15 protein-coding genes are annotated in these 11863 nt (G+C 40.5%); 4 read left to right on the top strand and 11 right to left on the bottom strand.

Annotated features, from left to right (window positions below; all coding sequences use genetic code 11):
- Nucleotides 1-94: 94 nt before the first annotated feature.
- The 3 genes from P2W82_RS08855 to P2W82_RS08845 all read right to left on the bottom strand — a co-directional run bounded on the left by P2W82_RS08855 (nucleotide 95) and on the right by P2W82_RS08845 (nucleotide 2058).
- Nucleotides 95-619 (bottom strand): DUF6265 family protein, encoded by a 525-nt coding sequence (locus P2W82_RS08855; protein ID WP_336515513.1) that lies wholly within the window; start codon nucleotides 617-619, stop codon nucleotides 95-97.
- Nucleotides 620-652: 33 nt separating this feature from the next.
- Nucleotides 653-1168, bottom strand: a complete 516-nt coding sequence (locus tag P2W82_RS08850; protein WP_336515512.1) for a YybH family protein — start codon at nucleotides 1166-1168, stop codon at nucleotides 653-655.
- Between the two features lie 296 nt (nucleotides 1169-1464).
- Nucleotides 1465-2058: a Crp/Fnr family transcriptional regulator gene (locus tag P2W82_RS08845; protein WP_336515511.1), complete on the bottom strand. Its 594-nt coding sequence runs from the start codon at nucleotides 2056-2058 to the stop codon at nucleotides 1465-1467.
- Nucleotides 2059-2172: 114 nt separating this feature from the next.
- On the opposite strand from P2W82_RS08845, the gene P2W82_RS08840 reads away from it, so the two are divergent.
- Entirely contained in the window at nucleotides 2173-3093 is a 921-nt protein-coding gene (locus tag P2W82_RS08840; protein ID WP_336515510.1) for an SMP-30/gluconolactonase/LRE family protein, read from the top strand.
- Nucleotides 3094-3340: 247 nt separating this feature from the next.
- Here P2W82_RS08840 and P2W82_RS08835 read toward each other — a convergent pair whose 3' ends face one another.
- Nucleotides 3341-4081: a hypothetical protein gene (locus P2W82_RS08835; protein ID WP_336515509.1), complete on the bottom strand. Its 741-nt coding sequence runs from the start codon at nucleotides 4079-4081 to the stop codon at nucleotides 3341-3343.
- 199 nt (nucleotides 4082-4280) lie between these two features.
- Here P2W82_RS08835 and P2W82_RS08830 point away from each other — a divergent pair, with 199 nt between their 5' ends.
- Together P2W82_RS08830 and P2W82_RS08825 are read left to right on the top strand one after the other, a co-directional pair.
- Entirely contained in the window at nucleotides 4281-4976 is a 696-nt protein-coding gene (locus P2W82_RS08830) for a haloacid dehalogenase type II (RefSeq protein WP_336515508.1), read from the top strand.
- Between the two features lie 136 nt (nucleotides 4977-5112).
- Nucleotides 5113-5694 carry an outer membrane beta-barrel protein gene (locus tag P2W82_RS08825; protein WP_336515507.1) on the top strand — a complete coding sequence of 194 codons (582 nt, stop codon included), beginning with the start codon at nucleotides 5113-5115 and terminating at the stop codon, nucleotides 5692-5694.
- 94 nt (nucleotides 5695-5788) lie between these two features.
- Here the strand turns inward: P2W82_RS08825 and P2W82_RS08820 are convergent, their stop codons facing one another.
- From P2W82_RS08820 to surE, 6 genes are all read right to left on the bottom strand, one after another.
- Nucleotides 5789-6340, bottom strand: a complete 552-nt coding sequence (locus P2W82_RS08820) for a type 1 glutamine amidotransferase domain-containing protein (protein ID WP_336515506.1) — start codon at nucleotides 6338-6340, stop codon at nucleotides 5789-5791.
- A gap of 495 nt (nucleotides 6341-6835) precedes the next feature.
- Nucleotides 6836-7159: a hypothetical protein gene (locus P2W82_RS08815; RefSeq protein ID WP_336515505.1), complete on the bottom strand. Its 324-nt coding sequence runs from the start codon at nucleotides 7157-7159 to the stop codon at nucleotides 6836-6838.
- An 83-nt stretch (nucleotides 7160-7242) separates the two neighbouring features.
- Nucleotides 7243-8037 (bottom strand): DNA alkylation repair protein, encoded by a 795-nt coding sequence (locus tag P2W82_RS08810; RefSeq protein ID WP_336515504.1) that lies wholly within the window; start codon nucleotides 8035-8037, stop codon nucleotides 7243-7245.
- Between the two features lie 60 nt (nucleotides 8038-8097).
- Nucleotides 8098-8592, bottom strand: coding sequence for a hypothetical protein (locus P2W82_RS08805; protein ID WP_336515503.1), 495 nt, complete (start codon nucleotides 8590-8592; stop codon nucleotides 8098-8100).
- Between the two features lie 8 nt (nucleotides 8593-8600).
- The gene (locus P2W82_RS08800) at nucleotides 8601-8948 is read right to left on the bottom strand and encodes a TfoX/Sxy family protein (protein ID WP_336515502.1); all 348 of its coding nucleotides are present in this window, start codon (nucleotides 8946-8948) and stop codon (nucleotides 8601-8603) included.
- 86 nt (nucleotides 8949-9034) lie between these two features.
- On the bottom strand, nucleotides 9035-9769 hold the full coding sequence (gene surE / locus P2W82_RS08795) for a 5'/3'-nucleotidase SurE (RefSeq protein ID WP_336515501.1): 735 nt from the start codon (nucleotides 9767-9769) through the stop codon (nucleotides 9035-9037).
- Nucleotides 9770-9790: 21 nt separating this feature from the next.
- On the opposite strand from surE, the gene P2W82_RS08790 reads away from it, so the two are divergent.
- The gene (locus tag P2W82_RS08790) at nucleotides 9791-10735 is read left to right on the top strand and encodes a diacylglycerol/lipid kinase family protein (protein WP_336515500.1); all 945 of its coding nucleotides are present in this window, start codon (nucleotides 9791-9793) and stop codon (nucleotides 10733-10735) included.
- A 26-nt stretch (nucleotides 10736-10761) separates the two neighbouring features.
- Here the strand turns inward: P2W82_RS08790 and P2W82_RS08785 are convergent, their stop codons facing one another.
- Nucleotides 10762-11844 carry a class I SAM-dependent methyltransferase gene (locus P2W82_RS08785; protein ID WP_336515499.1) on the bottom strand — a complete coding sequence of 361 codons (1083 nt, stop codon included), beginning with the start codon at nucleotides 11842-11844 and terminating at the stop codon, nucleotides 10762-10764.
- Nucleotides 11845-11863: the final 19 nt, after the last annotated feature.

Below are 11863 nucleotides of genomic sequence, written 5' to 3'. Positions count from 1 at the left end.
ACGCACAACCTGTGGAATCAATCATATTTTAGATCAGCTTAACCCTATTTCGAGACAATTACCAACCGCAGGGACTTACGTTCAACGTTTAACGTCACAACCTGCCTCGTCTAAAATTAAACTTCACTTCCTCCTTTTTACCATTGCCAAAATCAACTACTACAAAAGCATTCATCTCGTTATCACTGACTTTCTCATAGGTAAGATCATCAAAAAAAACTTTATTGCCTTCAATCTTTACGAGCTTGAATTCGAGTACCTGGTCTTTCTCTTCCCAGCCTTTCAGATTTCCATGAAAATGTTTCAGCTTCAAAACAAGACTTTCTTTTTCTTCTGCAATCGTCACTATCTCGTAAAACTCCACTACGCCTTTTGAAATAAGTTTAAACGCACACATCATTGATCCTCCGGAAGCCGGCGTCCATACTTCTTCCGTTATTCCACCGAATGCTTCACCCTGCCAGAATCCCGGCAACCATTTTAATGACGCGAGTGTTGCTTTTGGTGATCCCTTTATACTATCGAAAGAAACAGTGTTCAGGAATTTTTTTTCCTGGGAAAAAATATTGTTGCCAATTAATAGCACGCAAATGCAAAGCAGCATTCTAAAAAGTTTCATGTAATGTGTTTAATTCTTGAGAGTACAGTGTACTTACCTGTTTTTTTCAGCAAGCATTTTTAATTTTTCTACAAGTGCAGGATCGGTTGGCCCGGGAGTAACGGTGCCACCATCCATAATGAATTTCCATTCGCCTGATTTATTCTTTCTCCAGACAGTCAGGTAATTTCCGAACATACTCGTATCCTTCCCGGATTCAAGTTTTGTTTTGATCAGCCATTCACCAAAAACAGATACCATGTCGCCGGATTTTGCAGCAGATGCGTGGAGAGGAGTCCATGTCAGCACAAAATCCAATTGCGCCTTATTATCTGGCGTGAGATAATCATCCTTCCCGATATGAGGTTCACCTCCCCGGCTTAACACAACCATATCATCAGCACCAAAAGAGGCAAATGCTTTTTTATAACCTTCGTTGGCCGACATCGCACTGAAATTTTTTTCCACCTGCATAACTTCCTCTTCGACAGATTTCAAATCAACTTCATTTTTGCAGGAAAAAATAAAAAGAATAGCGATAACCGAAATCAATGGTTTGTTCTTTTTCATAAACAGCGTTTGGGGTTATTGAAACAGATTAAACCTAATCTTTTCCTGAAAAAAACGAAAAAGAAAGCTGATAAGCGGAAAAAAATGGCCATTCGCAACGGGCGAATGGCCATTACATCAGTCGCCGAAGCAGCTGATCGTGCAGCACGGCTACTACTCAGAATATGTTAAGAGGCTGTTTTCGGGTGTATATCAAGATAATGTGTAATAGTATAAAAACCAGACCAGCCGGAAACGACTTTGACTAATATCAACATTATTTTAGTCATAGAATTGTCAGTGAAACTTAGATAATCCTATTCTGCGAATTTTTTACGGGTTCGACTAAGTGTTTCCAATGTAACGCCAAGGAATGAAGCAATGTATTTTATCGGGATCCGGTTAACGAGATGTGGATACCGTTTCAGAAAATAACGATATTTCTGTTCGGTTCCCGTAATACGACTGACATAAGCTCTGTTCTCCGCGTCCTGGTAATACATTTCCAGCAATTTGCGGCCATTGATATTAAACTCAATATAATTCTGATAAAGCTCCTGTAAATGGCTATAGGACAGCATTAGTGTTTCACAGAACTCAACGGTCTGGATGTTTTCTGCTGAGGGAGCGCGTTGATTCAGTCCCGCTATCGAAGTAACAATTTCATTTTCTGCAGAAATCCATGTCGTAATATCTCTGCTTCCATCTTTTATAAAACCACGAATGGCACCCCGTTTTATAAAGTAGATGGATTCACACACATTCCCTTCTTTCAATAACATGGCACCTTTTCTAAAATTCCGAGAACTGATTTTGTCGGTTAGAAAGTTGGTAATTTCATTTGACAGAGGGTGGAGTTGATTTAAAGTCGCAAGTAAAGGAGAAATATCCTTCTTATCTTTTGTCAGCATAGAGATGAATTGGTAATCAATGAGCCTTAAAAAAATGCGCAACCGAACATATGAAATTTTATAATATCTCTAAAATAGAAACTTAATTTTTAACTAAACGTAGAATTATTTCTCATGCCAGCTTCAAAATTTTTTCTTTCCCTTGTTTTTGCCTCCACCTTCATTGGGTTTCTTTCTGCCCAGGATGGAAATCCGGGAATTAGTGACTCGCTTAACCTTATTGGAAAGGACGCAACACTCCGGAAGATTTCATCCCAGTTCAAATTTACCGAAGGACCGGCAGCCGATAAAGCCGGTAATATTTTCTTTACTGATCAGCCCAATGATAAGATCTGGAAATATGATCTCAAGGGGGATCTGACCGTTTTTATGGACAAAGCTGGTCGCTCAAACGGGCTTGCTTTTGACAAAAAGGGGAATATTGTCGCCTGTGCCGACGAAAAGAATGAGCTCTGGTCAATCGATCCTTCAAAAAAAGTGAATGTATTAATGGACAATTATCTGGGTACAAAACTGAACGGTCCCAATGATCTTTGGATTGATAAATCCGGTGGAATCTATTTTACTGATCCATATTACCAGCGGGATTACTGGGAAAGAAAGAAACCTGAGCAGTCTAAACAGAGTGTTTTCTATTTGCCTGCGGGTAAATCAACACCGATAATTGTGGACAGTACGTTACAGCAACCGAACGGGATCACAGGATCACCGGATGGCAAATATCTTTTTGTAGCAGATATAAGGGCTAATAAGACCTATCGGTATGAAATATTGGGCAAAGGAAAAATCACAAACAAACAGCTGTTTGTTTCACAGGGTTCAGATGGCATACGGCTTGATGAGAAAGGGAACCTATACCTTTCCGGCCGGGGCGTTACCATTGTTAATCCCGAAGGTGTAAAAATTGGTTATATACCTGTTCCTTCCGGTTGGGTGGGAAATCTCTGTTTCGGCGGCGCGGACAGAAAGCTTCTCTTCATTACAGCGAGTGAATCAGTTTATTCAATACAGATGAATGTTAAAGGAGCATTATAGGTATTACGTAGAACGTTAAACGAAGAACATATGCTCCTGCATAGCAAACCTTCTTCAGCTATCATAAAAAATTCTTTGATGAGTTTCAACAGCCAAAGAATATGCGTTGAACGTTTCACATATTGCATTTAACGTTCAACGTATATTCTGCCCTATTTGAATTCACAATGATGCTTTGATGATTTCGATGAGAAGTATTGCATCCACAGGTTGTTACGTTTTACGTCTAACGTTTAACGTACAACGTTTAATGCATTCCCATTCCTGCTCCCATTTTTCCGCTCAGGATAAGCGAAACCTGTATTCTTCCCAGTCTGTCTTTCGGAGAATTGTTGAGGTTAAGATTATCACTGCTTTTCCAGCTACGATCCTGGAAGCTACCGGTGTAGGCTGCCTGTATGCCGATTCCGTAATTATTACTTTTGGGATTGAGTATATTGAACCCCAGGCCAGCTCTCCAAGTGAAGAAATCATTCTTGAACAAGGCAGCTTTTATTGTGTTCTGCAATACCGGTGAACCCAGTACATCATCAAAATCTACTGAAGAAACATCCCTGTTGAATTTTGCATGATACCATTCGTATCCGATACCAACAAGTGGATAAAGCATCATCCTGTCGGAAGCAAGCAGATCATATCCAACATCTGCACCGAGACCAATAAAGCGGACATCACTGCTTTTTTGATCGCGATTACCACTCAGTGTGCTTCCCAATGTCACCTGCGTGTTGGAAATCAACCTGTTTTTCTCTTTCAACCATCCGAGATGTAAAAGGGCTGTTACATCATTTAATTGTTCATACTCCGGAAATTCTTTGACCCTGTCATTCAACCCGCTGAAATCCTGCCATCCAACACCAAAGCCAATGGTGCTGAAGAAATTTTTTGAGTAAGTCTTTGTCTGGGTTGTAGTACTACCCGTTGTCGTCTGCTGAGCCGTTGCGCTCACGGTCACCACCATTGCGCACATAATCATAATTGATTTCATAAGAAGTCATTTTTTTAAAAAATTACAAACGTTCCTTTGAATGTATTGTTTACAAAGCCCATGCAATTCTTTTGCCGGGCATGGGAATTGATACGGGTTATTTACAGTGTTCAATGTTTGATTAATCTGATCTACGAATTTGAAACTGTTCCGGTTGCTATGTGAAGACCTTTAACAATTGTATAAATAACAACCCGCAATGACCGAAACGCTCACCCGACCCGAATTGATTATCTGCGACGTTTATGACACCATACTCGATATGTCAGATCTCCGGAAAAGGATAAATCACATCCTGGGGAGCCGGAACGGCTATGCAACATGGTTTGATGAATTCACGCAATATTTCAAGGAGCACACTGCAGACGCACAACCTGGTACTTTCGAAAAGATTTTTTGCGACACCCTGGCAAATACTGCCGCCTATTTTGAGAAAAATATTAATGAAATTGAATTGGTGGGAGCGCTCGAACTCCTGAAACACCTTCCATTAAAAGAGGATGTTCAGCAAGGTCTTTCCGAATTGGCAGACCTTGGTTTCAGAATCGGAACGCTGACTAATGCCTCGCAGAACATTATTAATGTTAGAATGAAGCGTACTGGTCTTATCTCATATTTCGAAAAAATACTAAGTGCAGAAACATACGGCATGTATAAGCCGGAAACAGAAGTTTATCATTGGGCCGCTGCACAGTTTGGTGTTGTACCTGAAGCTGTGTTGTTCTTATCGTCACATTTATGGGATATCAGAGGCGCATCAACAGCAGGAATGCAAACAGCCTATCTGCAAATTCAAAAAGAGACATATTTAGTTCCGTTTCGTGAACCGGATTTTACCATTCATCAGCTCCAGGAACTCGTAGCATTACTTGATCATAAAACTTCACATGTATAACAAAAACGAATCACTTAACTTTGAAATCCTCTCGTCTGGTAATCTGAAACCGTTGTCAAAATATCCAGACCGTGACCGGCCTGCAAAAGAACCAGTAGCAAAAAAATTATTGAATATTAAACATAAAGCTTCAGTTATGAAATATCTATTGACGTTAATTGCTTTTATTGTTTTCGGAACGTTCGCGACCCAGGCTCAGGTAACTATCAAACCTGCGGTCGGTATTAATTTATCGGACTATAGTAAAGATCCCCAGACAGGTGACTACAAATCCAAAGTTGGATGGCAGATTGGAGGAACAGTTGCCTTTGGTAAAAAATGGTATGTAGAGCCAGGCTTATTTTATGTGAAGAAAAGCACCGAAGCTGTAGACCTCGGAACTACAATACCGGATGTAACATATGATATCAGCGGGTTGAGAATACCAGTGGCCATTGGATTCAACGTAATTGGTCATGAGAAATCCGCTGTCGGGTTACGTTTTTATGGTGGTCCTTCTGCTTTTATCGTGACTTCAAAAGGCGGCTTTCCAACAAATGAAGAAATTAACAACGCGCAATTCGGTTTATTTGCAGGTGCTGGATTGGATATTTCCATCATTTTTGTTGAAGCATCTTATGAATGGTCACTAACCAATGTTCAGAAAGACATATCACAGATTGATGTGGGAAAATCAAGATCAGTTTTCATTCATGCGGGTGTGCGGATACCGTTATAATATTTGCGATCATGGTAAAAAAAAATCCGGTGATGTAAAATTCACCGGATTTTTTATTGCTATTCAGCGGACTTTTAACTTTCAACTTTTAAATTCAATGCGCATGCACCCCTTCGTTTATTTCTTCAAGCATTTTAGCATTGAAGGCTTTCAGATCTTTCGGACTTCTGCTTGTTACCAAACCCTGGTCAACTACAACTTCACTGTCTTCCCATTGAACACCTGCATTGATCAGGTCCGTTTTTATTGATCCGAATGAAGTCATGTTTCTTCCGTTTAGTAATCCCGTTTCAATTAATAATTGCGGGCCATGGCAAATGGCAGCCACTGGTTTACCTGCTTCGAGAAATGCTTTCGCAAAATTGACACATTCGTTACTTCTTCTCATCAGATCAGGATTAATCACTCCACCGGGAATCATCAGAGCGTCATAGTCTTCGGAGTTTGCATTTTTAATATCTACATCGACATCGATTGTAATACTCCAGTTACCATCTTTCCATCCTTTGACAGAAGTTTTTTGCGGAGAAACAATATCAACCTTTGCTCCTGCTTCTTCAAGCGCTTTTTTGGGACTGGTAAGTTCTGATTCTTCAAAACCATTTTCCGTCAGTATAGCTACTCGTTTATTTTTCAGATCGTACATAATGTTAGATTTAAAGGTGAAAAATTATTTCGGAAGAGAATGAAAAAATTATTCCAGCAATAAGCGATGGATAGGATGTTTAACAAATTCAATGGAACCAAATACTACCGGGGAATTATATCTACATCAACTATTGAAGTTTGTATATAGGGCGTGCAGCATCACGTGTACAGGTTAAAACGGGATGAGACATTGCAAATAAAAAGCAAATTTCGATCAATGTATTGTAAGGCGATTCAGGGAGAATATTCTGCCTGTAAAAAGTTTTTTTCTCTTGGAATTTTCAAAAGCGCATTCGAAATTGCTGAAAGTTCCCAGGTATCCGATACTTGCAAGTATCGGATACCTGGCGGATTTCGCCGGGAGAGCCAAAAAATTGTAGCTACTCTCGTCAACTTCACCCATTTTCATCCTGCAATAATAATAGGACTGCACACTCAGTCGGTAACGACATGTTATTTCCCGGAGATTATGTCTGACGTTAAACATTGAACGTTATTCGCCCGCGCGATCTTCTTCCAGGTCATTATGCTCATCACCACCAAGACTGTAATAATTATTCTCCTCATCTTCTTCACCAATCATCTCTTCCTCATCATCAAGCTCTGCACCGGGAATGTCAAGATCGCCACCGGAAACATCATCCCTGAAATCCAGTTCATTTTCTTCGTCAGGATCCGGACTATTTTTTGTTTTCTTTTTAGTGACGTCATCCGGATCAACATCATCAAGTTTTTCAGATTTTCTGTAAATATCTTCGTCCGCAGGATATTTTATTTTATCGAGTGAAGGATCGTTTGAAGATTTTTTACTTTTCATATGCGTTAAGTTTTTGAGACCTGAATGGTATTCAAATGTAAACAATTCAAAACTGATGCCGATAAGGTATCCATCAGCAACAATCAGTTTTTTGCAAGCCCCATATAGTATTCCTTTTTTTTCTTGTCCAGCAACTCCACAGAATACCGGAGCATTGTCCTAGGCATTGTTGCTGCATGTTTATCAAGAAATTCTATCAATGCTTTCGGATTAGATTTCCCGGCCTGCCTTATCCATCCACCTGACGCTTTGTGAACGAGATCTTCCTTGTCTTTTACAAGTAGCTCTGCAATTGCAAAAGTATCTCTGGTATCTTTTTTCTTCAGAAAATATGCCGTGCTTACTATCGCAGTTCGTCGTTCCCACATGTTTTTTGACCCGGCCAATTTATACAGAATTTTTCTTGGTTTGTCGTCAAGATATCTTCCGACGATGTGAATCGCTGCAAGATCTACAAGGTCCCAATTATTAATGCGGTCATGTCTTTTGATATACAGATCAAACAATTCTTTTCGCCTGCTCTCGGCCGTTTTATTATTTCTGCCGATCTTATCCATTATACTCATCGCACCGGCACGAAGTTCATGGACATTACTCTCAAGTAATTTCTCCAGCTCTTTTGCAGGCATATCAGTAAATGCTTTTGCTACTTCAAAGAGCTGACCCATCCTCACACCGATGAATTTATCACCATCGCCATAATCACCCTTTCCTGTTTTGAAATAACGTTGGATTTTAGCAAGTTCCGTATTAGACTGATAGGAGCGTAGTCGCTTTTCAAAATATGCGGCGGTTGGTTCTTTAGGTCTGGGTTCAGCTTTTAGCGGCTGCGGTTTTGTTACTGAATAGTTTTTTGGTGCTTCAGATTTTCTGGCCATAGCATAGCAATTGATCACTATGAATGTATTAAAGTTTCGCAGTCGGTGGGAAATTAAATATCAGTTTTTATATTCTGAAATTTTAATCACTTCTGATAAGAAGGATTTTACATTCCCTGATTCGGCTTTCAATGAAAGCACTGCCCAGATGTAAAAAGGCAGCATGAGTAGTAATGGTAATATTATCAATGTTATTTCTCCATAATCAGCTATCGCAATGGAAAGCATCACAGCAAATGCGAATGATGGCAACAGGAGGATGAGATGGATCGAACTTATATGAAGTCTTATTCTACACCTGACCAAATCATTTTGAACGAAAAGTTTTCCTTTAATCAGCGGCCTGAAAAGATTCCGGATCGTGGTATTTCGCCAGATGGTAAATGAATCTGTTCCGATTTTTCCGATATATTTTTTTGACGAAGGCTGAAATAAAGATTTGTAAAATGATGAGCCTGTATCAGTATTTTGTTCTATTGCTGACTTTATTTCTTCAACAGACAGCGTCGAATGGAATTCTAACTCTTCAAATAACAGTAACTGGCTGACGCTCATTTTTGTAATTACTTTTTCTTTTTCGATGGTTTCGCGAGCTTATTGTAGTCTAGTGCGCGCTTTACCCATGCTTCGAGCTCTTTCCCGGATGTCAACGATTCTACATGTACGTGAACAAAGCCTTTCATTTCTCTCCCGTTATGGATCATCGGAGTGCATTCACCGGATGCTGACAGGGTTTCAGCATCCTCCGGATCAATTCTCAACATCAAACGTTCCCTGGTGATACAAACACACATTTTCTCTTTTACCATAAAACAAAGACCTCCAAACATTTTCTTTTCTTCCACATCGTTTGTTTGAAGGGCGATGATTTTCCTGGTCTCGGCTATAAGCTCCTCATTATGGATATTCATCTCCAAATAGTTGCAGATAAATATAAACAGTACCATCTAAAAAGAATTCATCTTACAGTTAATTGAAGAACTATTAGTTTTTTGTCTTATACAGGAATTTTCTTTTTCAATCTTGTCAACTGGGCATCATCAGTAAGGTCCAGCCGCAGAGGTGTAACCGAAACATAGTTTCGATCAACGGCCCATCGATCTGTTCCTTCTTCAGGTGCCTCAAGCGGAATGAAATTATACCAGTATAGTTTCCTTCCCATCGGATCCACACCGGGTACAATACGTGCATCGTATTGCCTGACTGATTGATTGGTCCACTCGATCCCCACAGGGTTTCTTGGAAGATTGATATTGATCAGACGAATATCCTGTTCGTTTTCCAGCAAGTGGAAACATTCTGCTATGTATTTTTCAATGACGGGATAATTTGGTTCACCATTATCTACAGTTGTACTGAACGCAATTCCCCGCACGCCTAGTAAAACAGCTTGTTTGGCAGCAGCAAGCGTACCGGAATGCCAAAGCTGGTTTCCCAAATTATACCCCAGATTAATTCCTGAAACCACGAGGTCGGTGGTTGACCAGAGATGTGTTCCCAATGCAACGCAATCTGACGGAGTTCCGTTCACACGATAAGCTTCGATGTTACCGAAGTGAACCGGAGAGTCCCTGTAGGACAGCGGCCTCGTCGCGGTAATCGCGTGGCTCATCGACGACTGCTCCACATCAGGCGCAACAATCTTGACTTCTCCGAAATGAGATGCTGCCCTCGCCAATGCTGCAAGTCCAGGACTATATATTCCATCATCGTTTGTAACCAGTATTCTCATGTGTGAAAAGCTGATATTATCATGCCAGCCCGGTGGTATGTTTTTTATTCTGTTGCATATATGAAGGAAATCAATCGCGTGCAATTACTGCATAACCCGGGAGCAGGCTCAGAAAGCATCAGCCGGGAAGAGTTATCTGCAATCTTTAAAACCACCGGCTGGGAATTTGAGTATGCATCGACAAAGGATCATTGGGGTATTGACCCTGAGGCTGATCTCGTTGTTGTTGCCGGTGGTGATGGTACAGTTAAGAAAATTTCGGTGGCAGCTATGGAAGCAACCATAAATCCGCTTATCGGTGTTCTCCCAATGGGCACCGCAAATAACCTTGCTACATCCCTTGGCATTCCGCAGGATATAAAACGAATTATCAGCAGCTGGAAAGAAGGTAAAGCAAAAGCTATTGCATTTGATACCGGAGTAATTAACAATCCTGTCATTAGCGATTTTTTTATTGAAGGTGTCGGTTTCGGAATTTTCCCGAAGATGATCAATGATATGAAGAAGAAATTTCCTAATGGATCATCGAGCCCGGAAGACAACCTGCAGAATTCTCTTGAAGCGATGTACGAGGCCACTAAAGACTTCGTTGCTTCACATTGCGAAATCAATATTGATGGAAGAGATTACTCCGGTGAAATGTTACTCGTGGAGATTATGAATATTCGTTGTGTAGGACCGAATGTTTTTTTTGCACCACACGCGCATCCGGGTGATGGTAGGTTCGATATCGTACTTGGAGGAGCTTCGGACAGATCGAGACTAAAGAAATACTTCATCAGGAAAATCAACCAGGACCTCGATGAAAATCCACTTCCCGTCATTCATGGAAAGAATATAAAACTGACCTGGAACGGGCCTGATTTTCACCTGGACGATACAATCATTGATATATCCGCAGCTTCAGAAATATCAATTTCAATCAACAAGCATCAGTTGCATTTTCTCGTGCCCGAAGCTTTTTGAGTAAGGCAATATAGAAAAATAGCATGTTAAGCAACAGCACGTCGCGCAAACAGAAGTCCTGATATCATTGGGTGATTCACAGCTTTGTGCTGAATGAATACTTTCAGTTTGCGACTCATATTCACCATGAAATCAAGCATGGTGTTGACTTTGATTTCATCCATCTGTTCATCATGGTTAATTCGACTGTTCAACCCAAGTGCGATCATAAATTCACTCTGGGTTGTAAAACCGGTATATTCAAGTCCGACAGCTTTGCCCATTGCAGCGAGTGTTGAAAAATTCACATCAGCAGTAATATCCTGGTCGCCGATATTAGCGAAAGGATTACGATTAACATGGTGTTTATGATAGCAATGTATGGTGCCATTTGTATCGCAGTTCTGTATTAATCGTTCGCCTGAATCCCCATAATCTATCGTTAATACAAATCCTTTTTTGAGAATGTGATTGATCTCGTTGAGCCATGGAGCCATTTCAGTACAGATCTCCGTTCCGGAGTATTGCGGAATCTCTATTCCGAATTTCTCAATATGGTTTTTAAGGTCATTTCCCAGCGGAACTGCTACCTCTGTAAATCCATCTTCAGTATAACTTACCCGTAGCTCGTGCAGCCCATTCTGATTGATAATCCGATGTACCGGAAAATTGTCAATGAGTTCATTTGATAAAATACATCCAACGATCGGGGGTATCTGGCTCACATCATCTGCCCGGATAATTTTATGAATGAATTCTTTCTTGATATCAGTGCTGCTTCTTTTCTCAATGATATAATAAGAAATGTGGTGATACAATCTGCTGTTGTCTTTGAGCCATGACAGGATCTGTGAACTTAGTGAACCATCACCGGCACCGTATTCAACCACTGCAAATTCTTCCTTTCCCAGGATCTCCCACATTTCAACAAGTTGTTTGGCGATGGATTCGCCAAGCAGATTATTGGCCGTTGGACTTGTGAAATAATCACCTGCTTTCCCGATCCGTTCTTTTCCGGAAGTGTAGTAGCCAAGTCCGGGATAGTACAATGCCATTCCCATAAAATCACGGAAGGACATCGGTCCCTGCGACTTGATTTTCTCCTGAATGATGGTTGCTAATTTTTTCATGATTGGATTATTTATTTCA

Origin of the sequence: Pollutibacter soli, from assembly GCA_029269725.1 — a bacterium.
GTDB classification, from domain to species: Bacteria; Bacteroidota; Bacteroidia; order Chitinophagales; family Chitinophagaceae; genus Pollutibacter; species Pollutibacter soli.
Note: the sequence above shows the minus strand (reverse complement) of the source record. Positions and strands in the feature narration are given on the sequence as shown.

Coding starts and splice junctions, on each gene's coding strand:
- P2W82_RS08855 (WP_336515513.1), bottom strand. CDS start 619: ATGAAACTTTTTAGAATGCTGCTTTGCATTTGCGTGCTATTAATTGGC.
- P2W82_RS08850 (WP_336515512.1), bottom strand. CDS start 1,168: ATGAAAAAGAACAAACCATTGATTTCGGTTATCGCTATTCTTTTTATT.
- P2W82_RS08845 (WP_336515511.1), bottom strand. CDS start 2,058: ATGCTGACAAAAGATAAGAAGGATATTTCTCCTTTACTTGCGACTTTA.
- P2W82_RS08840 (WP_336515510.1), top strand. CDS start 2,173: ATGCCAGCTTCAAAATTTTTTCTTTCCCTTGTTTTTGCCTCCACCTTC.
- P2W82_RS08835 (WP_336515509.1), bottom strand. CDS start 4,081: ATGAAATCAATTATGATTATGTGCGCAATGGTGGTGACCGTGAGCGCA.
- P2W82_RS08830 (WP_336515508.1), top strand. CDS start 4,281: ATGACCGAAACGCTCACCCGACCCGAATTGATTATCTGCGACGTTTAT.
- P2W82_RS08825 (WP_336515507.1), top strand. CDS start 5,113: ATGAAATATCTATTGACGTTAATTGCTTTTATTGTTTTCGGAACGTTC.
- P2W82_RS08820 (WP_336515506.1), bottom strand. CDS start 6,340: ATGTACGATCTGAAAAATAAACGAGTAGCTATACTGACGGAAAATGGT.
- P2W82_RS08815 (WP_336515505.1), bottom strand. CDS start 7,159: ATGAAAAGTAAAAAATCTTCAAACGATCCTTCACTCGATAAAATAAAA.
- P2W82_RS08810 (WP_336515504.1), bottom strand. CDS start 8,037: ATGGCCAGAAAATCTGAAGCACCAAAAAACTATTCAGTAACAAAACCG.
- P2W82_RS08805 (WP_336515503.1), bottom strand. CDS start 8,592: ATGAGCGTCAGCCAGTTACTGTTATTTGAAGAGTTAGAATTCCATTCG.
- P2W82_RS08800 (WP_336515502.1), bottom strand. CDS start 8,948: ATGAATATCCATAATGAGGAGCTTATAGCCGAGACCAGGAAAATCATC.
- surE (WP_336515501.1), bottom strand. CDS start 9,769: ATGAGAATACTGGTTACAAACGATGATGGAATATATAGTCCTGGACTT.
- P2W82_RS08790 (WP_336515500.1), top strand. CDS start 9,791: ATGCCAGCCCGGTGGTATGTTTTTTATTCTGTTGCATATATGAAGGAA.
- P2W82_RS08785 (WP_336515499.1), bottom strand. CDS start 11,844: ATGAAAAAATTAGCAACCATCATTCAGGAGAAAATCAAGTCGCAGGGA.